The sequence below is a fragment of the Actinoallomurus oryzae genome, from assembly GCF_039541955.1.
GTDB classification, from domain to species: Bacteria; Actinomycetota; Actinomycetes; order Streptosporangiales; family Streptosporangiaceae; genus Actinoallomurus; species Actinoallomurus oryzae.
Window position 1 is genome coordinate 400,383 of sequence record NZ_BAABHF010000046.1, and the last position, 21,888, is coordinate 422,270.

The 21,888-nt window shown below is 71.6% G+C and carries 24 protein-coding genes and 1 riboswitch; of the genes, 17 read left to right on the forward strand and 7 right to left on the reverse strand.

The window, feature by feature from the left end:
- Positions 1 to 64 precede the first annotated feature (64 nt).
- Both ABEA10_RS38190 and ABEA10_RS38195 read left to right on the forward strand, forming a co-directional pair.
- Positions 65 to 949 carry an SGNH/GDSL hydrolase family protein gene (locus ABEA10_RS38190; protein ID WP_345472453.1) on the forward strand — a complete coding sequence of 295 codons (885 nt, stop codon included), beginning with the start codon at positions 65 to 67 and terminating at the stop codon, positions 947 to 949.
- A gap of 46 nt (positions 950 to 995) precedes the next feature.
- Positions 996 to 1,061, forward strand: a riboswitch (guanidine-III (ykkC-III) riboswitch).
- A 14-nt stretch (positions 1,062 to 1,075) separates the two neighbouring features.
- Positions 1,076 to 1,390, forward strand: a complete 315-nt coding sequence (locus ABEA10_RS38195; protein WP_345472455.1) for a DMT family transporter — start codon at positions 1,076 to 1,078, stop codon at positions 1,388 to 1,390.
- An 86-nt stretch (positions 1,391 to 1,476) separates the two neighbouring features.
- On the opposite strand, the gene ABEA10_RS38200 is transcribed toward ABEA10_RS38195, so the two are convergent.
- The gene (locus ABEA10_RS38200) at positions 1,477 to 2,034 is read right to left on the reverse strand and encodes a hypothetical protein (RefSeq protein WP_345472457.1); all 558 of its coding nucleotides are present in this window, start codon (positions 2,032 to 2,034) and stop codon (positions 1,477 to 1,479) included.
- A 43-nt stretch (positions 2,035 to 2,077) separates the two neighbouring features.
- Positions 2,078 to 2,686: a hypothetical protein gene (locus ABEA10_RS38205; protein ID WP_345472459.1), complete on the reverse strand. Its 609-nt coding sequence runs from the start codon at positions 2,684 to 2,686 to the stop codon at positions 2,078 to 2,080.
- Between the two features lie 394 nt (positions 2,687 to 3,080).
- On the opposite strand from ABEA10_RS38205, the gene ABEA10_RS38210 reads away from it, so the two are divergent.
- Positions 3,081 to 4,340 carry an MFS transporter gene (locus tag ABEA10_RS38210; RefSeq protein WP_345472461.1) on the forward strand — a complete coding sequence of 420 codons (1,260 nt, stop codon included), beginning with the start codon at positions 3,081 to 3,083 and terminating at the stop codon, positions 4,338 to 4,340.
- Positions 4,341 to 4,407: 67 nt separating this feature from the next.
- Here the strand turns inward: ABEA10_RS38210 and ABEA10_RS38215 are convergent, their stop codons facing one another.
- Together ABEA10_RS38215 and ABEA10_RS38220 are read right to left on the reverse strand one after the other, a co-directional pair.
- Positions 4,408 to 5,346 (reverse strand): quinone oxidoreductase family protein, encoded by a 939-nt coding sequence (locus ABEA10_RS38215; protein WP_345472463.1) that lies wholly within the window; start codon positions 5,344 to 5,346, stop codon positions 4,408 to 4,410.
- A 79-nt stretch (positions 5,347 to 5,425) separates the two neighbouring features.
- Complete coding sequence (locus tag ABEA10_RS38220) at positions 5,426 to 6,220, reverse strand: GntR family transcriptional regulator (RefSeq protein ID WP_345472465.1); 795 nt, start codon at positions 6,218 to 6,220, stop codon at positions 5,426 to 5,428.
- Between the two features lie 187 nt (positions 6,221 to 6,407).
- Here ABEA10_RS38220 and ABEA10_RS38225 point away from each other — a divergent pair, with 187 nt between their 5' ends.
- The 4 genes from ABEA10_RS38225 to ABEA10_RS38240 are packed head-to-tail and all read left to right on the forward strand — an operon-like array spanning position 6,408 to position 11,584.
- Positions 6,408 to 7,292 carry an FAD binding domain-containing protein gene (locus ABEA10_RS38225; protein ID WP_345472467.1) on the forward strand — a complete coding sequence of 295 codons (885 nt, stop codon included), beginning with the start codon at positions 6,408 to 6,410 and terminating at the stop codon, positions 7,290 to 7,292.
- Positions 7,289 to 7,789, forward strand: coding sequence for a (2Fe-2S)-binding protein (locus tag ABEA10_RS38230; RefSeq protein WP_345472469.1), 501 nt, complete (start codon positions 7,289 to 7,291; stop codon positions 7,787 to 7,789). Before ABEA10_RS38225 ends, ABEA10_RS38230 begins: the two co-directional genes overlap by 4 nt.
- Entirely contained in the window at positions 7,786 to 10,173 is a 2,388-nt protein-coding gene (locus tag ABEA10_RS38235; protein WP_345472471.1) for a xanthine dehydrogenase family protein molybdopterin-binding subunit, read from the forward strand. Before ABEA10_RS38230 ends, ABEA10_RS38235 begins: the two co-directional genes overlap by 4 nt.
- Before the next feature lie 4 nt (positions 10,174 to 10,177).
- A complete protein-coding gene (locus ABEA10_RS38240) occupies positions 10,178 to 11,584 on the forward strand; it encodes an SDR family oxidoreductase (protein ID WP_345472473.1) in 1,407 nt (468 codons plus the stop codon).
- Between the two features lie 24 nt (positions 11,585 to 11,608).
- On the opposite strand, the gene ABEA10_RS38245 is transcribed toward ABEA10_RS38240, so the two are convergent.
- Entirely contained in the window at positions 11,609 to 12,127 is a 519-nt protein-coding gene (locus tag ABEA10_RS38245) for a pyridoxamine 5'-phosphate oxidase family protein (RefSeq protein WP_345472475.1), read from the reverse strand.
- Positions 12,128 to 12,167: 40 nt separating this feature from the next.
- Positions 12,168 to 12,668 (reverse strand): GNAT family N-acetyltransferase, encoded by a 501-nt coding sequence (locus ABEA10_RS38250; protein WP_345472477.1) that lies wholly within the window; start codon positions 12,666 to 12,668, stop codon positions 12,168 to 12,170.
- Between the two features lie 105 nt (positions 12,669 to 12,773).
- Here ABEA10_RS38250 and ABEA10_RS38255 point away from each other — a divergent pair, with 105 nt between their 5' ends.
- Positions 12,774 to 13,400: an RNA polymerase sigma factor gene (locus ABEA10_RS38255; protein WP_345472479.1), complete on the forward strand. Its 627-nt coding sequence runs from the start codon at positions 12,774 to 12,776 to the stop codon at positions 13,398 to 13,400.
- Positions 13,400 to 14,368 (forward strand): CU044_5270 family protein, encoded by a 969-nt coding sequence (locus ABEA10_RS38260; protein WP_345472481.1) that lies wholly within the window; start codon positions 13,400 to 13,402, stop codon positions 14,366 to 14,368. Before ABEA10_RS38255 ends, ABEA10_RS38260 begins: the two co-directional genes overlap by 1 nt.
- Positions 14,369 to 14,462: 94 nt before the next feature.
- Here the strand turns inward: ABEA10_RS38260 and ABEA10_RS38265 are convergent, their stop codons facing one another.
- Positions 14,463 to 15,062: a carboxymuconolactone decarboxylase family protein gene (locus ABEA10_RS38265; RefSeq protein WP_345472482.1), complete on the reverse strand. Its 600-nt coding sequence runs from the start codon at positions 15,060 to 15,062 to the stop codon at positions 14,463 to 14,465.
- 109 nt (positions 15,063 to 15,171) lie between these two features.
- On the opposite strand from ABEA10_RS38265, the gene ABEA10_RS38270 reads away from it, so the two are divergent.
- Genes ABEA10_RS38270 through ABEA10_RS38305 form a run of 8 tightly spaced genes read left to right on the forward strand, consistent with a single transcriptional unit; the run spans position 15,172 to position 21,864 of the window.
- Positions 15,172 to 16,476: an aromatic ring-hydroxylating oxygenase subunit alpha gene (locus ABEA10_RS38270; protein ID WP_329244934.1), complete on the forward strand. Its 1,305-nt coding sequence runs from the start codon at positions 15,172 to 15,174 to the stop codon at positions 16,474 to 16,476.
- Complete coding sequence (locus ABEA10_RS38275) at positions 16,473 to 17,000, forward strand: aromatic-ring-hydroxylating dioxygenase subunit beta (protein WP_329244931.1); 528 nt, start codon at positions 16,473 to 16,475, stop codon at positions 16,998 to 17,000. The genes ABEA10_RS38270 and ABEA10_RS38275 overlap by 4 nt, the downstream gene beginning before the upstream one ends.
- On the forward strand, positions 16,997 to 17,233 hold the full coding sequence (locus ABEA10_RS38280) for a hypothetical protein (protein WP_329244928.1): 237 nt from the start codon (positions 16,997 to 16,999) through the stop codon (positions 17,231 to 17,233). The genes ABEA10_RS38275 and ABEA10_RS38280 overlap by 4 nt, the downstream gene beginning before the upstream one ends.
- Complete coding sequence (locus ABEA10_RS38285; protein ID WP_345472486.1) at positions 17,233 to 18,255, forward strand: dihydrodipicolinate synthase family protein; 1,023 nt, start codon at positions 17,233 to 17,235, stop codon at positions 18,253 to 18,255. Before ABEA10_RS38280 ends, ABEA10_RS38285 begins: the two co-directional genes overlap by 1 nt.
- Positions 18,252 to 19,220: a hypothetical protein gene (locus ABEA10_RS38290; RefSeq protein WP_329244923.1), complete on the forward strand. Its 969-nt coding sequence runs from the start codon at positions 18,252 to 18,254 to the stop codon at positions 19,218 to 19,220. Before ABEA10_RS38285 ends, ABEA10_RS38290 begins: the two co-directional genes overlap by 4 nt.
- 21 nt (positions 19,221 to 19,241) lie before the next feature.
- A complete protein-coding gene (locus tag ABEA10_RS38295; protein ID WP_345472489.1) occupies positions 19,242 to 20,090 on the forward strand; it encodes a cyclase family protein in 849 nt (282 codons plus the stop codon).
- Positions 20,087 to 20,950, forward strand: coding sequence for a nitrilase-related carbon-nitrogen hydrolase (locus tag ABEA10_RS38300; protein ID WP_345472490.1), 864 nt, complete (start codon positions 20,087 to 20,089; stop codon positions 20,948 to 20,950). Before ABEA10_RS38295 ends, ABEA10_RS38300 begins: the two co-directional genes overlap by 4 nt.
- Positions 20,947 to 21,864: a VOC family protein gene (locus ABEA10_RS38305; protein ID WP_345472492.1), complete on the forward strand. Its 918-nt coding sequence runs from the start codon at positions 20,947 to 20,949 to the stop codon at positions 21,862 to 21,864. The genes ABEA10_RS38300 and ABEA10_RS38305 overlap by 4 nt, the downstream gene beginning before the upstream one ends.
- Positions 21,865 to 21,888: the final 24 nt, after the last annotated feature.

Consider the following 21,888-nt stretch of genomic DNA (forward strand, 5'->3'; position numbering starts at 1 on the left):
TTAAAGGATCCGTTGTGAGTCTGCATGATGAGCGCAAAGCATTCCATGACAGCCGGGAGCCGCCATGCCCTCGCCCTCCGTCCACGGCCTCCGTCGCATTCTCGCCGGTACTCTCGGCGCCGCCGCTGCGTTCGCGGTGACCATTGGCGTCGTCGCACCGCCCGCCTCCGCGGCCGGGCAGAAGTACGTCGCGCTGGGCGATTCGATGGCGTCGGGACCGCTCATTCCCAACATCACGGGAAATGTGGGCTGTGGGCGTTCGACGCACAACTACGCCCACGAACTGGCGGCTCAGCTGGGCGCCGAACTGCACGACGTGACCTGCAGCGGGGCCGAGACGAAGCACATGACCGAGTCGCAGTCCCTCAGCGTGGCCGGCGTGTCCACCGGCACCGCGCCACCGCAGTTCGACGCACTGACCGCGGACACCACCCTGGTGACCCTGACGATCGGCGGCAACGACGCCGGGCTGGTCGGCATCGCCGAGGACTGCGTCAACCTCGACCCGACCGCGACGCCCTGCAAGGCGCGGTACACCGAGGGCGGCGTGGACCAGGTCGCCCAGCGCGTCGACGCGGTCGGGCCACGGCTCGCCGCCGTGCTGGACGGCATTCATCAGCGGTCCCCGAAGGCGCGCGTGCTGGTGACCGGCTACGGCCTGTACGTCAAGCCGGGCGGCTGCTGGCCGCTCCAGCCGGTGCTGCCGGTGGACGCCGACTACCTGCAGGGCAACGTGCACCGGCTGAACGGCGTCATCGAGGCGGAGGCCCGGGCGCACGACGCGGAGTACGTGGACGTGGAGACCCCGAGCACCGGCCACGACGCGTGCCGGTCGGCCACGGCGAAGTGGGTGGAGGGGTACGTGCCGGTCAACCTGGCCGCGCCGCTGCACCCGAACCAGCGAGGCGAGCTGAACTACGCCCGGATCATCGCCGGTCACCTCGGCTGACCGGCCGTCACCGTGGGAAGCGCGGCGGGCTCCGCTTGATACCGTGGCCGTGAGCCCGACCGCGCTCTCGGACGAGGGGTGCCGTACCCGACCAGCGACAAGACGGCACTGGTGGAGGCACACCTCATGTCATGGCTCGTGCTCGTGCTGTCCGGTGTCCTGGAGTCGGTGTGGGCCACGGCCCTCGACCGCTCGCAGGGGTTCACCAAACCGGTGCCCGTCGTCGTCTTCGCCGTCGCGATCGTGGCGAGCATGGCCGGTCTGGCGTACGCGATGCGCGCCCTGCCCGTGGGCACCTCGTACGCGGTGTGGGTGGGCATCGGAGCCGTGCTCACGGTGACCTACGGAATGCTCACCGGTGCCGAGACCGTCTCGGTGCTGAAGCTTCTCTTCCTCGCCGGCATCGTCGGCTGCGTCGTCGGCCTGAAGGTCACCCACTGACTCATCCGGCAGGCGGGCCCGGGACGCGCCGGCCGAGATCGCCCGCGTCCTGCCTGCTCCATCGTCGCCCTTCTCCGTTATCTGTGTCAGCCGGCGAAGCTCCGCTGGGCGGCGCGGACTTTGGAGAGGCTGTCACGGAGTCCCTCGGCGTTGAAACGCCAGCGGGAGTCGAGACTGATGCGACGCCCGCGCTCGGTCCAGAACGCGAACGGCGAAACCGAGTCGGCGCCGGCGGGAACGAACTTCAGCACCTCCTCCAGCGCGGCGGCGCCCGCGTCGAGATCGGCGTACGCCTCACGGCGCTGGGCGTCGGTGAGTCCCGCGGGCGACACCGGTATCGCGGCCAGGATCCCATCGGCCATCTCCAGCCATTCACCGGGATCCAGCAGCTCGGAAGGGCGGGAATCGCCGAAACCCTGCTCTGCGGTGACCGGGGCGAACGGCTCGTCGGGTACGCGGAACACGAACTCGCGTGACGCCCCGCATCGCTCGCAGGCGCCCTCGTACCGGCGGGCCAGCGTGTCCTCGACGATCTCCGATGCCGATCGTGCCGGGTGAAAGCCCGCCGTCCCGCAGGCCTCGCACGGCTGCCGCGCCATGTACAGATACGCCTCGGAGCTGCTGCGAGCCAGTCGGAGGCCCATCGACGTCACTTCCCCTCTGATCTTGCGGCCGCCACGGACCGATTCATCGGCCCACACGGCTCCACAGCTGGACACCGGATTCGAGCGCCGTCCGGTGATACGGCGGTAGCGCGGCGTCGGCCGCGTACACCTCCGCCAGCGGGTCCGGCTCACCGTGCCCGGCCATGGCGGCTTGGAGATCGAGGGTGAGCAGGTAGGGCTCGACACCTGGTTCGGTTTCAACCAGGTACAGGCGCTTGGGCGGCATGATCGCCAGGTTCCGGTGGTACCGGTAGGACCGCACCAGCTCGATGGTGCCGTCCTCCGCGGAGACGACACCGATCACCGCTCGGTCCAGCGCATCGGTCGAGTGCGCAGAGTCGCCGGTATCCGTACCGGCACGGTGCTGTGCGAGCGGTGCGGCGGCGAAACGGTAGGGCGGGGCGGGCTCGCCCTCCTGACGTTCGACCGACATCAGCCGCGTCCCGTCCAACCGGTACCGGTCCCGCAGGTCGCGGAGCACGGCGAGATCGGCGTCGGTGAGCGGTACGCCCAACGTCGCCGCCGCCATCGGTACCGTCCGGCCGATGTGATCCAGGCGGCCGATCGCGAGCCAGTGTCGCTCCTCGGCCAGCAACTCATCGGGCAACCGACCCGCGAGCCGCAGCAACATCGCGTGGCACGCCGGCCGAGGATCGCGGCCAGGAGGAGCGGGACGCGCCGTCATGGCCGAGCCCCGTCGTCGACCGGTGCCATGCGATCCCTCGCTCTTCGCTTGATCACGCGTTGGTTCCACAGGCTACTGCGAAACCGTGTGACGCTCCGCCGGCCGAGATCATCGGGTGCCTCGTCCGCCGTCCCCCTACTCCAACGGATCGCCCGCGGACACCCTTGACAGCCGGAATCTTGGTCATACAAAGTATGAACTCCTGAATTTGGCGCCCATACCGCTGATCAGTACCGCTTCGGTTGAGCAGCTCGACGAAGAGCCAACGCACCTCATCGTTCATCGGCCGGTGACGAACCACCATCCAGGACCATCTCTCCGGAACCCGAGGGGGCCGCCCATGCCCAGTTCCCGTGTCTCTCACTCCGCCCGGTCACCCGAATCCGACGCGCGACGCTGGGCCGTGCTCACCGTCGTGTCGCTCGGCTTCGTGCTCATGACGCTCAACTGGTTCGACATCGCGCCGACCTTCGGCGCGGTGAGCGACGAGTTCCACATGAAGATTCCGCAGGTCGCCCTGCTGATCTCCGCGTTCGTCGCCGGTTACGGCATCTGTCACATCCCGGCGGGCTTCCTGTCCACGCGGCTCGGGCTGCGGGCGACGCTCGTCATCGGGCTGGTATTGGAGGGCGTCGCCGCGGTGCTGTCCGGCATGGCCGGAAACTACGGTCTCCTTCTTGTGCTGCGCATCGTGTGCGGGGTCGGCGCGTCGGTCTACGCGGGGATCGGCATCGCGGCGGTGAGCGTGTGGTTCACGGGACGGCGGCACGCCTTCGCCCTGGGCGTGGTGTCGGCGACCTTCAGCCTCGGCGCCGCGCTCGGCCTGTACGTCTGGGCCGATGTCGTCGGGGCCCTGGGCTGGCGGCACGCGCTCGTTCTCAGCGGAGCGCTCTGCGCCCTGGCCGGGGTCGTCGTGGGCGTGGTGTTCCGGGTGCCGCCCGGCGCGGGAAACCTCGCGGGAGTCAGCCTCAGCCGCAAGGCGGTCAAGGAGACGCTGGGCAACCCGCTGCTCTGGGTGTACGGCGTCGCGTTCCTCGGCGGTTACGGCGCCTACTTCGCCGCATCGCAGCTCCTGCAGACCTACGGCGAGGACGGGCGCGGGTTCGGGTCGGGCGTGGCCGGCGCCGCCGCGCTGGTGATCGGTCTCGCCGGGATTCCCGGCAGCGTGGTCGCGGGCTGGCTCTCCGACCGGTTCGGCAGGCGGCGCCCGGTGGTCGTCGCCATGACCGCGCTGCAGGCCGTCGGCCTCCTGCTCGTCCCGGTGGCGGGCGCGGGCTGGTTCTGGGTCCCCGCCTTCATCGTCGGCTTCGCCTTCAACGGCAGCTTCGCCGTCTGGCAGACCGTGCCCGGCGAGGATCGGTCGGTCAGCCCGGAGAACATCGGTACGGCGGTCGGCCTCATGCTGTCGATCACGGCCGTCGGCGGGTTCGTGCTCCCGTGGGTGTTCGGGCTGATCGTGCCCGGCGGCGGGTACACCGTGGCCTGGGTCTTCCTCGGCGCCGCCACCATGGTCTTCGCGCTGGTCGGCCTGGCGGGGCGCGAGCCCGGGACGCGCGCCGTCGAGAGCATCCCGCAGCCGGACGCCGTGGAAGCCGCCTGACTTTCTGTGCTCCGGCCGGAAGCCGCTTCGGGCATGACGCGCGAGGCGGCTTCCGGCGTGACGCCGATCAGTCCCGTACGGACAGGACGATCTTTCCCAGCGCGGTGCGGGCGAGGATCGCGGCGTGGGCCTCCGCGACCCGGTCGAGGGGGAGCGGCGTGCCGACCGGCACCCGGACCCTGCCGTCGGCCATCAACGACAGCAGCCCGGCGAGCTCCTCGCGGAGCACGGCGGTGGCGGGTTTGGCGCGGTTGCCGCCCTGGACGCGCAGACGCTTGCCGTACAGGGTCCGCGCGTCGAGCGTGAGCCGCCGGTCGGCGCTCGTGCCGAACACCGCGATGCGTCCTTCCTCGGCGGCGGCCTCCATGGCGGCCTGCGTCCAGCCGCCCGCGAGGCCGTCCAGGACGAGGCTCGGCCGGTCGTCGCCGACGGCGGCGGCGAGCGAGTCGGGCGTGGGTGCCGTCACCACCCGGTCGGCGCCGAGCCGCCCGAGCGCCTCGGCCTTCGCCGCCCCCGTGGTGTGCGCGAGCACCCGGGCCCCGGCGTTCTTGGCGAGCTGGGTCGCGAACGATCCGACCCCGCCGCTCGCCCCGAGCACGAGGACGACGTCATCGCCGGTCAGGTCGCTCCTCTCCAGCACCTCCATCGCGGTCAGGCCGGCCGTCTTCGCGCCCGCGGCCTGGACCGGGTCGATTCCCTCCGGCAGCGGAACGATCTCGTCGGCGCCCACCACCACGCGTTCGGCGTACGTGCCGGGGCGCGCCCGGCCGACCCCGGGCGCGATGAGGGCGACCGGCGTGCCGTCGACGGTGCCGACGCCCTCACAGCCGGGGACGTGGGGGAACGGAACGGCGTCGCCCAGCTCTCCGCGCGCGATCCAGACGTCGATGGGGTTGACGCCCGCGTAGAGCATGTCGACGACGACCTGGCCCGCCGCGGGCACGGGGTCGGCGAGGGTGTGGACCCGGGGTTCACCGCCGGGTTCGCGGACGGTTACGGCGCGCATCTCTGCCTCCTTGAAATATGTATGACAAAGATAGCCGAACGTCCAGCGGCGGTCTCCATGGGCCCGGGAAAAGGCCAGGTCAGCGGCTGCGGACCAGGCGGAAGCGGATCATCTCGTCGTCCACGATCTCGCGGGAGTAGGCGACCGGTTCGTTGCCGGACGTGTAGTGGGTCTCGCACAGGACGATGTGCGGGGTGCCCGGCGCGAGGGCGAGCGGGAAGGCGGAATCGTCCGGCACGACGGAGGGGACGATCTCGACCACCGAGTGGTCGATCTCCCGGCCGGGCCAGAGGTGACTGAACTCGAAGATGCTGTCGGGGATGTCGAACCGCCGTCCCGCGACGAGCTTGCGGCGCACGTCCTCGGCGACGTACTCCAGGGGGACCTCCTGGAGCAGATGCACCGCCGGCCGCCCGTCGGCGACGATGGTCTTGTCGTGCACGACCATGGCGGTGCCCTCGTCGAGGCCGAGGGCCTGGACGGCCGGCTCGGTGCCGTGGTCGAGGACGTCCATGCGTTCTTCGAGGTGCACCTCGTCGTGGCCCGCCTCCAGCATGCCCCGGAAGCCGATGAGCCGGTGCAGCAGGATGCTCTCGCGGCCGATGTGCGGCCGCACCTGGGTGCCGCGGGCGGGCGCCCGGCTGACGACGCCGAGGCGTTCGAGGGTCTGCAGGGCCGTGCGGATCGTGGTGCGGCTGACGCCGAGCTGCTCGGCGAGGTCGGGCTCGTTGGGCAGCCGGTCGCCGGGGAAGCGCCGCTCCATGATCGCTTCGAGGAGGGTGCGGGTGGTCTGCTCGGCCAGTGAGCCGTTGCCGATGCGGGGCAGGACGCCGGGGGCGCCGCGCCCGCCGCGGCGGCTCGAAGAGCCGGGCATGTGACGTCCTCCTCGCGTGCTTCGAAACCTTGTCATTCATCATACCGAGTGCGCGGGTCGGCGGGCCGGCTCCGGCACGTACAGAGCTTCGTAACATAAATTCCCAGGCCAACCTCTTGCGCTCTGTCATACAGATGACAAAAATACCGACCCAGTTGATCGATGTCTCCCCGTGAAAGGGGGTCGTGTGAAGCCTGCGGTGTTCTCGTACCTGGATCCACGAACAGTGGAGGAGGCGCTCGACGCCTTGGGCGAGCACGGCGACGACGCCAGTGTGCTCGCCGGCGGACAGAGTCTCGTCCCGTTGCTCAACATGCGGCTGGCACGGCCCGAGGTGGTCATCGACATCAACCGGGTGCCGGGCCTCGACGCGTCGCGGGTCGAGGCCGCAGCGGTCCGGGTCGGGGCGCTCGTCCGCGCCGCGACCGTGGAGAAGGACCCGGCCCTGGCGGACGCGCTTCCCGTCCTGGCCGACGCCGTACGGCACATCGCCCACCCGCAGATCCGCAACCGGACCACCATCGGCGGCAACGTCGCCCACGCCGACCCCTCGTCGGAGCTGCCGGCGGTCCTCGCCGCCCTCGACGGCGCGGTCGTGCTCCGGTCCGCCGGAGGGGAGCGCACGGTCGGCTGGGAGGAGTTCTTCGTCTCGGTGTTCACCACGGCGCGAGAGCCCGAGGAACTCGTGACCGAGGTCGTCTTCCCCGTACGGCCCGAGCTGGAGTTCCGCTGGACCGAGTTCGCCCGGCACCACGGCGACTTCCCGGTGGCCGGCGTCTGCCTGGGGCTGGACGTCGAGGACGGCGTCGTACGGGCGGCGCGGCTCGCGGCGACCGGCGTCGGGGACCGGCCCGTACGCCTGCGCGAGGCGGAGGCCGCGCTCAGCGGGGCGGCGCTCGGCGCGGAGACGGCGCGGGCGGTGGGAGAGCTGGCGCGCCGGGCCGTCGACCCGCCCTCCGACGTGCACGGCAGCGGTGACTTCCGGCGAGCGGTCCTGGCCACGCTCGTACGCCGGACGATCGATACCTGGCCGGACCGGAGCCAGAGAGGCCAGAGAGGAACTGCGGCGTGAAGGCGGAGACCCGCGAGGTGACGATCTCGGTGAACGGGCGGGAGATGACACGGCGGACGGAGGTGCGCACGCTGCTGTCGGACTTCCTGCGCCACGAACTCGGCCTCACCGGCACCCACGTCGGCTGCGAACACGGCGTCTGCGGCGCGTGCACCGTCCTGGTGGACGGCGTGCCCATGCGTTCCTGCCTGGCGCTCGCCGTCCAGGCGGACGGAGCGGCGGTGGAGACCGTCGAGGGGCTCGCCCCCGAAGGCGAGCTTTCGCAGATGCAGCAGGCCATGCGCGACGAACACGGCCTGCAGTGCGGCTTCTGTACCCCGGGCATCCTCATGAGCATGCTCGCCGCCGAGCGCGCGGGCGTCTCCTGCGCCGAGGCGTGCGGCGACGTCCTCGGCGGTCACGTCTGCCGGTGCACCGGCTACCAGGGCATTCGCGCCGCCGTACGACGGCGCTGGGCGGCCCTGCCGGCGGCGCGGGGAGAGGAGACCCCGGCGTGAACCGGCTCGTCGGCGCCCGCGTGGCGCGCATCAACGACCCGCGGCTGCTCACCGGCCGCGGCACGTACGTCGACGACATCTCCCTGCCCGGCATGCTGCACGCCGTCATGGTGCGCGCGTCGATCGCGCACGGGCGCGTCACCCGGTTCGACGCCACCGAGGCCCTCGCCGACGAGGACGTCCACGCGGTGATCACCCCGGAGCAGGCGATGGCGCGTACCCACGAGCTACCGCTGGTGTGGCTGGCCCCGGAGCAGCGGCACACGCGGGTGCCGGTGGCCACGGACGAGGTGCGGTACGTCGGCCAGCCGCTCGGCGTGGTCGTCGCGGACACCCGCGCCTCGGCCGAGGACGCCCTCGACGTCATCGACGTCGGCTACGACGAGCTGGACGCCGTCGTGGACGCCGAGGCGGCCCTGGCCGACGACGCTCCGCTGCTCTACCCCGAATGGGGCACCAACGTGGTCGCCTCGTACGACATCGGCGACACCGGGGAGGAGATCGAGCCGGTGTTCGCCGGGGCGGCACGCGTCGTGGAGCGCCGGCTCCACGTGCAGCGCCTGGCCGTCAACCCGATCGAGCCCCGCGGACTGGTGGCCCAGTGGGACGCGGGCACCGAGGCGCTGACCGTGTGGATCTCCACCCAGGTCTCCCACCACATCCGCGACCATCTGGCGATCGTGCTCGGCCTGCGCGCCGACCAGGTCCGCGTGATCGCCCGCGACGTGGGCGGGGGCTTCGGCTGCAAGGAGCACCTGTACGCCGACGAGGCGCTGGCCTGCCTGGCGGCCATGACGACCGGCCGCCCGGTGAAGTGGATCGAGGACCGCGGCGAGCACTTCGGCGCGACCTTCCACGCCCGCGACGTCGTCCACCGCGCCCGTCTCGCGCTCGACGAGGACGGCCGGTTCCTGGCGATCCACAGCGACATCCTCGGCAACTGCGGCGCGCACGCCTCCAACGTCGGCACCGGGCCGTTCCGGATCTCCTCCATCATGCTGCCCGGCCCGTACCGCTTCGAGCGCGCCGGCACCACGATCCGCGGCGTCGTCACCACCACGACGCCGACCGGCGCGATGCGGGGCTTCGGCATGCAGGAGGCGTCGTGGGTGCGCGAGCGCCTGGTCGACGAGGCGGCCCGCGAGCTGGGCGTCGACCCGGTGGAGCTGCGCCTGCGCAACATGCTCGAGCCCGGGGACCTGCCGTACGACACCCGCACGTACCAGCGCTACGACTCCGGCGACTACCCCGAGGCGCTGCGCCGGGTCGGCGCGGAGATCGAGAAACGGTCACGGCCGTCGGAGGGGCGGATCCGCCGGGGGATCGGCGTCGCCACCCACGTGGAGTTCACCGGGCTCGGCCCGTCCAAGACCCAGCAGCTCGTCGGCTTCCACCTCGGCGGGTTCGAGACCGGTGTCGTACGGGTGGAGCCCGACGGCTCGGTGCTGGTCAGCTCCGGCGTGGTCGGCATGGGCCAGGGGATCGAGACGACTCTGGCACAGCTCGCCGCCGAGCAGCTCCACGTGCCGATGAGCGCGGTACGGGTCCGGCTCGGCGACACGGCCACCGCGCCGTACTCGGCCTCCGGCTCCATCGCCAGCCGCTCCATGGTGGTCGGCGGCGGCGCGGTCGTCCGCGCCGGCGCGCGGCTGCACGAGCGCCTGGTCCGCATCGCCGCCCACCGGCTCGAGGCCGATCCGGGCGACATCGAGGTGGAGGAGGGCGTGTTCAGCGTGAAGGGCGTGCCGGGCAGCTCGCTCACGCTGGCCGAGGTCGCCGAGCGGGCCTGGCTCGGCTGGAACCTGCCCCCGGGCGAGCGCGCGGACCTGGAGGAGAAGGACGTCCACGACCCGGAGAACGTCTCCTACTCCTATGCCGCGCACGCCGCCGCGGTCGCCGTCGACCTCGACACCGGCCAGGTGCGCGTCGAGGACTACTGGCTGGTCCACGACGCGGGCACCGTGGTCAACCCGATGATCGCCGACGGGCAGGTGGTCGGCGGCGTGGCGCACGGCATCGGCATCGCACTGCACGAGGAGATGCGCTACGACCCCGCCGGGCAGCCGATCACCACGTCGTACCTCGACTACGTGATGCCCACGGCCGAGGACATCCCCGACATGGACGTCTCTCACATGTGCACGCCGGCGCCCCACATCCCCGGCGGGATGAAGGGCCTGGGCGAGGGCGGCACCATCCTGTCCCCGGTCACCGTGGGCAACGCGGTCGCGGCGGCCGTCCCCGAGATCGCCGAACGCCTGGTCGAGACGCCCCTGTCGCCGTCCCGCATGTGGACCCTCATGCACGAGGCCGGCCTGCACGACGAGACCGGCCTGGACGACGAGACCGGGCTGGACGACGACGACCCCACATCGAAGGAGTGAGCCAATGCGGCTGGAGAACGCGTTCGAGGTCCCGGTTTCGGTGAAGGAGGCGTGGGACATCCTGCTCGACGTCCCGCGCATCGCCCCCTGCCTGCCGGGCACGGTCCTGGACGGACAGGACGGCGACGCCTACACGGGCCGGGTGAAGATCAAGATCGGGTCGATCACCGCCTCCTACACCGGGACGGCCACCGTGACCGTCACCGACGAGGCCGCCCACACGGCGCGGATCACCGCGTCCGGCAAGGAGCAGCGCGGCGCGGGCCGTGCCTCCGCGGAGGTCGAGATGCGGCTCGTCCCGCTCGACGACGGGACGAGGGTGGAGGTGGCCACCGAGCTGTCCATCACCGGCAAGGCCGCGCAGTTCGGCCGGGGCATCCTCGCCGACGTCTCCTCCCGGTTGATCGACCAGTTCGCCGCCAACCTCGCCAAGGAGATCACCGCCCCGGGCAACCGAGCCCGCCGAGGCCCCGCCCGCCGAGCCGGAGCCGAAGTCCACCGCCGCTCCGGCGGCTGCGTCCGCGGCGGTGGCGGAGCCGGAGCCGTTCGACGTGCTCGGCGCGGTCATGGCGGGCCGGGCGCGCACGTACGTCCAGACCGCCGCGGCCCTCCTGTTCGCCCTGGTGATCGGCCTGCTGCTGGGCCGAGCGACCCGCGGCAAGTGACCGCGAACGGCGGCGCGCCCCGGTCGGTGCTGGTGACCGGGAGCGCTTCGGGCATCGGCGCGGCCGTCGCGCAGGCGTTCGCCGCGTGCGGAGACCACGTGGTGGGCGTCGACCTGACGCCGAGCCCGGCCGCCCACGTCTCGGTCACCGGCGACGTACGCGACCCGGACGTGCACGAACGCGCCGTACGGGCGGCCCGGGAGGCGGCCGGCGGCCTGGACGTCCTGGTCCCCAACGCGGGCGTGCACGACGGCGAACTCGGCCTGGACACCGACCCGGCCGAACTGGCCGAGCGAACACGGCGGGTCCTGGAGGTCGACGTGCTCGGCTACGTGCTCGCACTGCGCGCGGGCGCGGCCGAGCTGGTACGGGCGAGGGGCTGCGTCGTCATGACACTGTCGGACGCGGCCCACTTCGTGGGCGACAACCACGCGGGCATCGCCTACACGGCGGCCAAGCACGCGTTGGTCGGCGTCCTGCGCTGGGCGGCCAACCGCCTGGCCCCGGACGTACGGGTCAACGGCGTCGCACCGGGCGGCATTCTGACCGGCCTGCGCGCGGCGACCGGCGACGAGGTCTTCACCGACCCGACAGCGGCCGCGGCGGACGTGGCCGCGCTGAACCCCCTCGGCTCGGTCCTGGAGGCCGCCGAACTGGCCGAGTCGTACCTGTTCCTCGCCTCACCCGCGGCCCGGGGGATGACCGGCGAACTGCTCCGCGCCGACGGCGGCCTGTCGGTCCGCTGAGCCGAGGACCGGCGGGAACGCCCCTCAACGGGTGAGTCTCGCGAGGTCGGGGGCGAAGACGGTCATCCAGTGCGGGTGCAGCCGGTAGAAGACCACATCGTCGTCCCAGTTGAAGGCGTCGTCGCCGTAGAAGTCCTTGAAGTACGCGAGCAGGTCCGGCCAGTCCACGGCCGGCTCGCCGTTCTCGGGGTTGAGGATCTCCACGTTGCCGTGCGTGAACACGCCCAGGTCCTCGCCGCGCATGTGGGCGACGCTGGCCGCGGGGCGGGTCGCGAGGTGGCGGGCCTTGGCGGCGCCGCGCGCCGTGCCGAAGTGCCACTTGCCGTGCAGGAAATGCCCGTCCGCGCCGCTGATCCGCGGCTCGCCCTTCGCCGTCACGGTGGACAGGGCGACAGTGCACATGCCGGTGAGGACCTGCGTGAGCTGCTCCGCGGTCAGGGTGCGCTCGGCGTTGATGATCGAGCGGAGGTGGGCGGTGGACCGGGACAGGGAGGCGTCGAGCAGGACCTGCAGCTCGTTGAGTTCTTCCGGCGTTTCACGCATCGCATCACTGTAATCAGGGCGGGACCGGCAAGTGCGAAGGTCACTCTTGTACTGCCAGATCGCGCTGGTACCAGGTGCCCGGCTTGCCGCCGAGGTGTGCCGGGTCGGCCGGGCCTATCGGGACGAATCCGGCTTTGGTCAGCACCCTCTGGGACGCTGGATTGCTGTGCGCGGTGGCCGCCCTGAGCGTGTGCAGCCCGTGCCGCGTCGCCGCGAGCCGGCACAGTTCCCGTACGGTCGCGGTCGCCACGCCGCGGCCGGTGACGTGCTGCGCGACGCGGTAGCCGAGTTCGGCGGTGCCGTCGTCCACGAAGATCAGATTGAACCGGCCCAGGACCGAGCCGTCCTCGTCGACGAGCACATGGAAGGCGCCGACGCCGGCCTCCTGCTCGGCCAGCAGGGCGTCGTACCGGTCGGTGAACCGGTCGAAGAAATCATCGCCGCGGTCGGAGATCGAGGCGGCGAAGTAGGCGCGGTTCGCCAGCTCGAAGGCCAGCACCGCGGAGGCATGTCCGGCACGCAGCCGCTCCAGCTCAGGCATCGCGCGACTCTATCCGGATGGTTCGCTGAGGGCACCGGTACGTCCGCGAACACTTCTCACCGTATTGGCGAAGGGAGAGTGACCACCCACCCGAGGAAGGACCCCATGAGACGACCGGAGCCAGGAACGGCGGAGGTTACAGGGGAACGCGGCGACGCGACAGCCGGGACGACCGATGCCGAGATCATCCGGCTTTCGGGGCGGGAACCGGAGCGGTTCGCCGAAATCTTCGATCGTTACTACGCGGAGGTGTACGGGTACGCCGAGCGGCGGCTCGGACCGAGTCTGGCCGACGACGTGGCGGCGGAGACCTTCCTGATCGCCTTCGACCGGAGAGACCGCTACGACGCGGCGCATTCGATCGCCAGGCCGTGGCTGTACGGGATCGCCTCCAACCTCATCTCCCGCCACCACCGAGCCGAGACCCGCCACTACCGAGCCCTGACCCGGGTCGGCCCGCCCGGCACGGTCGACGGGCCCGCGGACCAGGCTCTGGGGCGCGTCGACGCCCAGTCCAACCGCGGGCGGCTCGCGCGGGCGCTGGCCGCGATTCCCCGGGGTGACCGGGACGTGCTGCTGCTCGTCGCCTGGGCCGGGATGACCGGGGAGGAGGCCGGGCGGGCGCTGGACATCCCTTCCGGCACGGCCCGATCGCGGCTGCATCGGGCCCGCAGGAAGATACGCGCCGCGCTGGGCGGCATCGACCCCACGACCATCGGAGAGGACGCATGATGGATGACCTGGAGACCCTGCGCGAGGCTTGGGGCGAGCCCAAGACGCCGTCGCACACCGCGCGGATGCAGGCTCGGGCGGCTCTGATGTCCAGGGCCGCGGGACGTCCCCCGGAGCCGGTGCGGCCACGCCGCGGGTTCCGGCTGCCCAGGGTGGGGGTGGGACTCGTCGCCGTCGGCGCGCTGGCGGCGGTCGTGGCGGCCGGCGTGGTCGTCGTGCGGACCTCCGGTGGGAGCCGGGATTCCCACTCGTCGCCCCCGGGCGGCCAGGTCGGGTCGGTCGCTCTTGCGGCGAACGTCCTGGACCGGGCCTCCACGGCCGCCGAGCACCGGCACTTCACGCCGCTGCGAAGCCATCAGTGGATCTACACGAAGATGTCGCACACCACAGGTACGGGCCCAGGCGGAGTGGTTACCGGCGGCCCGTACAAGACCAAGGTCGAGGAGAACTGGTGGCGGGCCGACGGCAGACAGAGCGCCGGCATCACGAACGGCAGGCTGTCTGTCGGACCCGCGGGCACGAAGCCACAGCGCCCGTTCTCCTATGCTCCCCTGCCCACCGACCCCGACGCGCTGCTGCGGAAGGTCGGCGGGCGCGCAGGCGGCTATGAGATGGCGTACGACACTCTGGTCGAGATCTTGGCGCAGACCGTCCCGCCTCCCCGAGAAGAAGCGGCGGTCTTCCAGGCGATCAAGAAGATTCCTCGGGTGACTCTGATCAAGGGCAGGGTCGACGCGGCCGGGCGGCCGGCGATCGCTGTCGGACTGGAGACGGGTGTGGATCACAAGGAAGTGCTTCTCGACCCGAAGACCTACGCCTTCCTGGGGGACCGGGTGATCACGATCAGGGACCAGACACTCGAGTCGGAAGGCGAGCCGAAGACCTTCGTGAAGAAGGGGACTTTGCAGACCGAGCGGCTACGGACCGCGGTGGGCGTCGTCGCCAGGCCGGGACAGCGCCCCTCCTGAGCCCGAGTAGTCCGAGTAGTCCGAGTCTCCCGTGAAGCAGCGTGCCGTTCGGTGTCCGCACCGAACGGCACGCTGCTTTTCAAGGGCGGTCCCGTCACGGTCGGTCGAAGACGGGCGGCTCGCCGGCGGGCAGGGGCGTGCGGAACGTGCGTAGTGACAGGGCCAGCAGGTCGTAGTAGCCGACCAGGACGAGCAGCTCGTAGAGGCGTTCGGTGCCCAGGTCGGCGGTCGCCCGTGCGTACAGCTCGTCGTCCAGATCGCGAAGGCTCAGCAGCGCACGGCAGACGGACCGGACCGTTCGCTCGGCGGCCGAGAGTCCCGGGGCGTCGGTGCCGGACCTCAGCGCGGACAGCTCGTCGTCGGTCAGCCCGGCGGCGCGGCCGACGCGCTCGTGGGCGTACCACTCGAAGTCGCTGCGCCGCGCGACCGCGACCTCCAGGATCGCGATCTCGCGCCAGCGCGCCGGCAGGTCCGTGGCGTACCGGATCGCCGAGCCGAGGCGCTGGAGCGGTCCGCCGACGCCCGGCGCGGTCAGCATCGCGTTGAACGGCCCCTCCAGGCGCCCGCGCGCATCGGTCAGGCGGAACGCCTGCGGGCCCGCCGCCCGTGGGCCGCCCGCGATCTCGTCGTGGACGGCGCGGCGCTCGGGGTCCAGTGCCGCCGGGTCGTACCAGGGGACGCGTCCGTGGGTCATCGGCTCCTCCGTGAATCTCTGTCATACAGAACCAGTGCCGGTTACTTGACTTTTGTATTACAGAAGACAAATACTCTCAACCAGCCACTTCGACGAGGGAGGTGAACCGGTGGCCGATGTCGACAGGGACGTCACGGTGCCGCGGCGCGTCTGGGCCGACGGGGACGTGCACAAGCGGGAGCTGGCACGGATCTTCAGGACGTGCTGGCAGTTCGTGGCGCACGACAGCGAGATCCCCGAGCCCGGCGACTACGTGACCCGCCGGATCGGTCGTGACTCGGTCATCGTGACGCGGGACGAGACCGGACAGGTGCGCGTCCTGCTCAACACGTGCCGGCACCGCGGTGTGCCGCTCTGCCGGGCGGACCGCGGCAACACGTCGCACTTCCGGTGCAGTTACCACGGCTGGACGTACGCCAACACGGGCGAGCTGCGAGGGGTCACCTTCCAGCGCGACGTGTACGGGAAGGGCGGGATCGACAAGAACGAACTCGGCCTCTTCCAGGCCGCGCGCGTGGACTCCGTGTACGGCCTGGTGTTCGCCACGTGGGACCCGGACGCGCCGGCGCTGGAGGACTACCTCGGCCCCATGCGCTGGTACCTGCACACGGTCTTCGGCAAGTTCGACCAGGGCCTGGAGGTGGTGGGCCCGCCCGTACGCACGATGGTGCGGGCCAACTGGAAGCCCGAGGGGGAGAACCTGTCGGGCGACGGCTACCACACGTTCGTCACCCACCAGAGCGCGGTCGAGCTCGGGCTGTTCGCGTCACAGGACGACCTCGCGCGGATGGCGGCCGTGGCCGGGCCGCGCTTCACCGGGCGGACCGTCCACTGCGGCAACGGGCACACCATGCGGATCCAGCGGATGCCGCTCACCGTCGACGCGCCCGCCTACTTCGGCTACCCGCGCGAGATGTGGGACGAGTTCGACCGCAACCTGTCCGAGCCGCAGCGCGAGGCGCAGTCGTGCCTGTCGGTCGGGCATGGATCGATCTTTCCCAACATGTCGTTCCTGGAGAACTTCAAGACCAACGTCGACAAGCAGGGCGACCACGCCCGCTACATCCGCGTCACGCTGCGGTACCCGCTCGGCCCGGCGATGACCGAGCAGCTGTGGTTCCTGCTCCAGCCGCGGCACGCCGACGCCGGGTGGCTGCGCCTGTCACGCCTGGCGTACCTGCGCACCAACGGACCGGCCGGGATGTTCGAGGTGGACGACACCGAGAACTTCGTGGGCATCACCGAGGCCGCCGCCGGCGACGTGGCCGCGGACCTGCCGATCGTGCTGGACGGTGGCCGGCACCACCCGCCGACGCCGCAGGAGGCGGGCTGGCCGGGCGACGTCGCCGACGGCGACCGCACCGAGAAGACCATCCGCGCCTTCCACGGCCGCTGGCAGGAGCTCATGGCATGACCGAGACAACGCTTGCGTCGCCTGAGGTCCAGGCCGAGGCCGCGCTGTTCCTCGCCCTGGAGGCCGAGCTGATCGACGACCGGCGGTACGCCGAGTGGCTCGACGTCGTCACCGACGACTTCGTCTACACGGTGCCCGTACCCGTCACGCCGGACAGCCCGTTCGCCCCGCACCACGACCCCGAGGCGCTGCTGCTGGACGAGTCCAAGGAGTCGATCCGGCACCTGTGGTTCCGGCGGCTGGAGGCGGACATGCACGAGTTCGCCTGGGGCGAGAACCCGCCGCCGCAGTTCCGGCACTTCGTCACCAACGTACGGGCGCGCGAGAGCGGTGACCCGGACGAGTTGCTGGTGCGCTCCAACGTCCTGCTCATGGGCCGCCGGCAGTCCGACCAGCCCCGGTACGTCACGGCCGAGCGGTTCGACACGCTCCGGCGCACCCCGGCGGGGCTCCTGCTGGCCCGCCGCCACGCCGTTCTCGACCAGACCGTGATCGATTTCCCCCAGCCGAGGGTCCTGCTGTGAGCGACGAGAACGGCCTGATCGTCGCGAACGAGTTCGCGGCCGTCGCCGTACGGAAGGTGGCGACGCGCAACGGCGAGCGGCTGGAGATCCGGTCGCTGGGCAACGAGGCGTACGTCATCCGCCTCGACGCGCTCGCCCTGGAGGCTCTGACCTGGTCCGATCCGCTGACGGTCGGGCAGGGCCTGGAGACCCCGCTCGGCCCCGAAGTACCCGGAGAGAAGGAGAGCAAGTGATGGCCAGGTACGCGCCGGGCGAGGCGCGCGAGTGGGCGCTCGACTCGCTCACCGGGTGCGCGGGCTGCGTCCAGCCCACGTTCACCGCCGACCTCGCCGGCCTGAACGAGGAGGCGATCCGGCACGACGTGCGGATCGAGAAGGAACACGGCATGTCCGCCGTCCTGCTGGTGTCGGAGTCCGGCACCACGCAGGAGGAGATGCGCCGGTTCGTGGAGATCGTCGCGGACGAGGCCGGCGACGATCTCGTCACGATCCTCCAGGCGTCGCAGCCGACGCTCGCCGACACGCTCGCGTCCGTCGAGCACGCGGCGACCGCGGGCGTGGACCTGGTGATGCCGTCCTACCCGCTGTACTTCAACCCGCCGTCGGTCGACGATGTCTTCCACTTCACCAAGGCCGTCGCGGACGCCTCCGACCTCGGCGTGATCATCTTCGCGATGGACCAGTGGAACTTCGGGCGGCTGCACGCCGCCGGGTTCCCGCTCTCGCTGCTGACCCGCATGGTGGAGGAGATCCCCGGCGTCGTCGCGATCAAGAACGAGGTGGGCGGCCCCGGCGTCGGCGGCATCGCCGCGGTCTTCGAGGCGCTGCGCGACCGGGTGGTGGTCACCGACCCGCTGGAGTTCAACGCGCCGGCCTGGATCGCGAACTACGGCATGCGGTTCATGGGCACCTCGAACTACGAGTGCATGGGCCCGGCCGTGCCGCGGATGCTGCGCCTGCTGTCCGACAAGGCCACCTGGGACGAGGGCATGGAGCTGTACTGGCGGCTGCACCCGGTCCGCAAGGCCAACGCCGCCGTCTGCACGCCGCTGGTGGCGGGCAGCGGCCTGGTGCCGCGCATGCACTGGAAGTACCAGGGCTGGCTGATGGGCTACAACGGCGGCCCGATCCGGCAGCCGCACATGAGGGTCAACGCGGCGCAGATGGCCACGCTGCGTTCGGCCGCGGTCGCCGCCGGGCTGCCGGTCACCGCCGACGACGACGAGCTGTTCTACGCCGGACGGAACCCCCGGTGAGCGCCGCGACCGAGACCGTCCTGCTGCTGGACGGCGGCGACGTGGACGCGCTGGCGTCGGTGGAGCTGGGCCTGCGCGCCGCGGAGGAGGCCGCACGCGCCGGCGCCGTCGTCACCGGGCGGGTGCAGGTGAACGGCCCGAAGGCGTGGACGCGCATCCTCGTCGGCGTCGTCTCCTCGCTGGACGTCATCGGCTACAAGCAGTTCCACCGGGTCGGCGACCACGTGCGGTACCACGTGCACCTGTTCCGCGAGTCCACCGGCGAGCCCATCGCCATCGTCGACGGACGCCGCATCACCTCGCTCCGTACGTCCTCCACCGCCGCGGTCGCCGCCCGGCACCGCCTCGGCGACCGGCCCGTACGGCTGGGCGTGGTCGGCTCGGGGGAGGAGGCGTGGGAGGGGCTGCGCGCGCTCGCCGGCGCGCTGAACGTCGCGTCGGTGGACGTGTTCAGCCCGACCGAGGCGAACCGACGCCGGTTCGCCGAGCGTGCCCGCGCCGAGCTCGGCCTGGACGCCACCGCCGTCGGCACCTCGCCGGAGGCCACCCGCGACCACGACGCGGTCTACGTCGCCACCAGCTCGCACCACACGCCGTTCCTCACCGCCGAGCAGGTCGGTGGCGTCGGGTGGCTCGGGCTCATCGGCTCCACGATGCCGGTCCACCGCGAGGCGAAGGGCGAGGTCTTCCTCGCCGCGGGCGAGGTCGTCATCGACACCCCGGACGCCGCCCACGAGTCCGGCGACTGCGTCGAGGCCAAGGAGCTCGGCTGGGACCCGGCCGGCGCGGTCCTGCTCGGGGCGTACCTGGACGCGTCGCCCGGTGACCCCGGCATGTCCCTCTTCAAGTCCATCGGCAGCGTCGAGCAGGACCTCGTCCTGGCGCTGCACCTCGTCCACGCGGCGCGTGAGCGGCGGAGCGGACGGGAGATCCCGTCCGTCGCGAGCCTGCGCGTCATGCGCTGAAGCACCCAAGGAGATATTTCGATGAACGTCGTCGACCTGACCCACCCGTGGGGCATCCACACGCCCGGCTGGGTCGGCTACCCCGGCTGCAAGATCTACTACACCCAGACCCTGCAGACGAACCGCATCGTCTCCCAGCGCATCGAGACCTCGCTGCACACCGGGACGCACCTGGACGGGCCGATGCACGCCGCCGACGGCGGCGCCGACATGGCCTCGCTGCCCCTCGACAAGCTGCTCCACGAGGGTGTCGTCGTGGACGTCTCCGACCAGGTCGGCGACTGGGACGTGATCAAGCCCGAGCACATCACCTCGAAGGTCGAGGTGAAAAAGGGCGACATCATCATCATCCACACCGGCTTCCACCAGTACTACACGGGCGGGCCCAAGCAGGACCTGGTGCGCTACTTCGGCATGCACCCGGGCGGCGGCGTCGAGCTGGCCAAGTGGATGCTCGACATGGAGATCCGCTGGTGGGGCATTGACGCCGGCTCCGGCGACCACCCGATCAACACCACGATCCGCCACATGCGCCCGGACCTGACCAAGCGGTTCGAGGAGCACGTCGGGATGTCGGCGCTGGAGTACTTCGGCGAGTACGAGTACGTCCACCACCTGTCGGGCCGGCAGGTCAAGGAGGACCTGTTCCCCATGCACTACCTGGCGTTCCCCGGCGGGTGCATCCACGCCGAGAACGTCGGCGGCGACCTGGACGCCGTCCTGGACCAGCGGGTGGTCATCGGCGCGTTCCCGTGGAAGATCGAGGGCGGCGAGGGCTGCCCCTGCCGGATCATGGCCTTCACCGACCTCGGCAAGAACGAGGTGGTCGACGCCGTGGCCGGCCGGGAGCTGCCCTGCTCGAAGTCGTGACCACGCTGGGGGCGGCGGGCGTCCAGCTCGCCGCCACCCCGCTCGACCCGGCCGCCAACGCGGCGGCCGGAGCCGCGGCCATCGCCTCCGCGGCCCGTGCGGGGGCCGGGCTCGTGGTCCTGCCCGAGCTGCTGAGCACCGGATACGTGCTCGACCGTACGGCGCTGGCGGATCTGGCGGAGAGCGTCGCGGCGCCGGGGGCCTGCCTGCGGGCCTGGTCGGCCGAGGCCGCCCGGCACGGCGTGACCGTCGTCGCGGGGTTCGCCGAACGCGACGGCGACCGGCTCTTCAACTCCGCCGCCGTGATCGACCGGTCCGGCGCGATCGCGGGCGTCTACCGCAAGCTGCACCTCTTCGGGGCCGAGCGTGACGTGTTCGCCCCCGGCGACCGCGGCCTTCCGGTGTTCGCCGTGGACGGGCTGCGGGTCGGCGTCCTGATCTGCTACGACCTGCGCTTCCCCGAGGCGATGCGGATCCTCGCCGTACGCGGCGCCGAACTGGTGGCCGTCCCGACCGCGTGGGTCCGCGGCTTCGACCACGCACGCCACGGCGCCCGGGTGCCGCAGGTGGACGGCGTCCTCGTCCAGGCCAACCTCAACCAGGTCGCCGTGGTGTGCGCCGACCAGTGGGGAGAGCAGGCACCGCACACGTTCCTCGGCCGCTCGCTCGTCGCGGACCCGTACGGGCTCGCGGTGGCCGGCCCGCTGGGCGCCGAGGGCGACGGCCTGGCCTTCGCCCGGATCGACCTGGAGGAGCCGGCCCGGGCACGCGACCGCGCGGTCGGCAACCCGGTACGCGACCGGCGCACCGACGTCTACGCCCACGACCTCGGCTATGTCCCGAACGGAGGAGAGACATGAGCGAATGCAGGATCACCCACATCCGTTACGTCGGGCTGGGCGTGCGGGCCTTCGACCGGCAGGCCGGTTTCTACCAGGACCTGTGGGGCCTGGTGCAGGAGGACGCCGAGAGCGGGGTCTCCTACCTCGCGGCGCCCGGCTCGACCGACCCGTACGCCCTGCGCCTGCGCAGGGCGGACGACGACCGCGTCGACGTCGTCTCGTTCGCCGTGCCGGCCGCCCGCGACGTGGACTGGTACGCCGAGCGCCTGATCGCCCGGGGCGTCCCGATCGTCTCGGGGCCCGCGCTCCTCGGCACGGCGGGAGGCGGCTACGGCCTGCGGTTCCACGACCCCGACGGGCGCACGCTGGAGATCGGGGCCGGGGTCGCCGAGCGTACGGCCCGCGAGGTGGCCGAGCGCGAGCACGTGCCCACCGGCCTGTCGCACGTCGTGCTCAACAGCCCCGACCTGCCCGCGATCACCCGCTGGTACGCCGACACGCTCGGGTTCGCCGTGACGGACTACCTGGAGGACGTCATGGTCTTCCTCAAGAGCGCGACGGACTTCCACCACTGCCTCGCGTTCGCCTACGGTCCGCACGTCTCGCTCAACCACGTCGCGTACGAGACCCGCGGCCTGGACGAGTACCTGCGCGCGACCGGGTCGATGATGCGCGCCGGCGGCGACCTGGTCTGGGGCCCCGGGCGGCACGGGCCCGGCGACAACACCTTCGCCTACTTCTGCGACGAGAGCGGCTTCGTCGCCGAGTACACGACCGCGCTGCAGCGGATCACCGACTTCGAGGCGTGGGTGCCCCGGGTCTGGAAGCGCGTCCCCGAGGAGTCCGACCAGTGGGGCACCGCCTGCGTGCGGCGTCCCGAGCCGTTCGTCGGCCGGCCGGACCCCGGTCTGTGGACGCCACCGCCCTTCTGACCACCCGCGACACGACCAAGGGGG

Coding starts and splice junctions, on each gene's coding strand:
- ABEA10_RS38190 (WP_345472453.1), top strand. CDS start 65: ATGCCCTCGCCCTCCGTCCACGGCCTCCGTCGCATTCTCGCCGGTACT.
- ABEA10_RS38195 (WP_345472455.1), top strand. CDS start 1,076: ATGTCATGGCTCGTGCTCGTGCTGTCCGGTGTCCTGGAGTCGGTGTGG.
- ABEA10_RS38200 (WP_345472457.1), bottom strand. CDS start 2,034: ATGGGCCTCCGACTGGCTCGCAGCAGCTCCGAGGCGTATCTGTACATG.
- ABEA10_RS38205 (WP_345472459.1), bottom strand. CDS start 2,686: ATGTTGCTGCGGCTCGCGGGTCGGTTGCCCGATGAGTTGCTGGCCGAG.
- ABEA10_RS38210 (WP_345472461.1), top strand. CDS start 3,081: ATGCCCAGTTCCCGTGTCTCTCACTCCGCCCGGTCACCCGAATCCGAC.
- ABEA10_RS38215 (WP_345472463.1), bottom strand. CDS start 5,346: ATGCGCGCCGTAACCGTCCGCGAACCCGGCGGTGAACCCCGGGTCCAC.
- ABEA10_RS38220 (WP_345472465.1), bottom strand. CDS start 6,220: ATGCCCGGCTCTTCGAGCCGCCGCGGCGGGCGCGGCGCCCCCGGCGTC.
- ABEA10_RS38240 (WP_345472473.1), top strand. CDS start 10,178: ATGCGGCTGGAGAACGCGTTCGAGGTCCCGGTTTCGGTGAAGGAGGCG.
- ABEA10_RS38245 (WP_345472475.1), bottom strand. CDS start 12,127: ATGCGTGAAACGCCGGAAGAACTCAACGAGCTGCAGGTCCTGCTCGAC.
- ABEA10_RS38250 (WP_345472477.1), bottom strand. CDS start 12,668: ATGCCTGAGCTGGAGCGGCTGCGTGCCGGACATGCCTCCGCGGTGCTG.
- ABEA10_RS38255 (WP_345472479.1), top strand. CDS start 12,774: ATGAGACGACCGGAGCCAGGAACGGCGGAGGTTACAGGGGAACGCGGC.
- ABEA10_RS38260 (WP_345472481.1), top strand. CDS start 13,400: ATGGATGACCTGGAGACCCTGCGCGAGGCTTGGGGCGAGCCCAAGACG.
- ABEA10_RS38265 (WP_345472482.1), bottom strand. CDS start 15,062: ATGACCCACGGACGCGTCCCCTGGTACGACCCGGCGGCACTGGACCCC.
- ABEA10_RS38275 (WP_329244931.1), top strand. CDS start 16,473: ATGACCGAGACAACGCTTGCGTCGCCTGAGGTCCAGGCCGAGGCCGCG.
- ABEA10_RS38285 (WP_345472486.1), top strand. CDS start 17,233: ATGGCCAGGTACGCGCCGGGCGAGGCGCGCGAGTGGGCGCTCGACTCG.
- ABEA10_RS38295 (WP_345472489.1), top strand. CDS start 19,242: ATGAACGTCGTCGACCTGACCCACCCGTGGGGCATCCACACGCCCGGC.
- ABEA10_RS38305 (WP_345472492.1), top strand. CDS start 20,947: ATGAGCGAATGCAGGATCACCCACATCCGTTACGTCGGGCTGGGCGTG.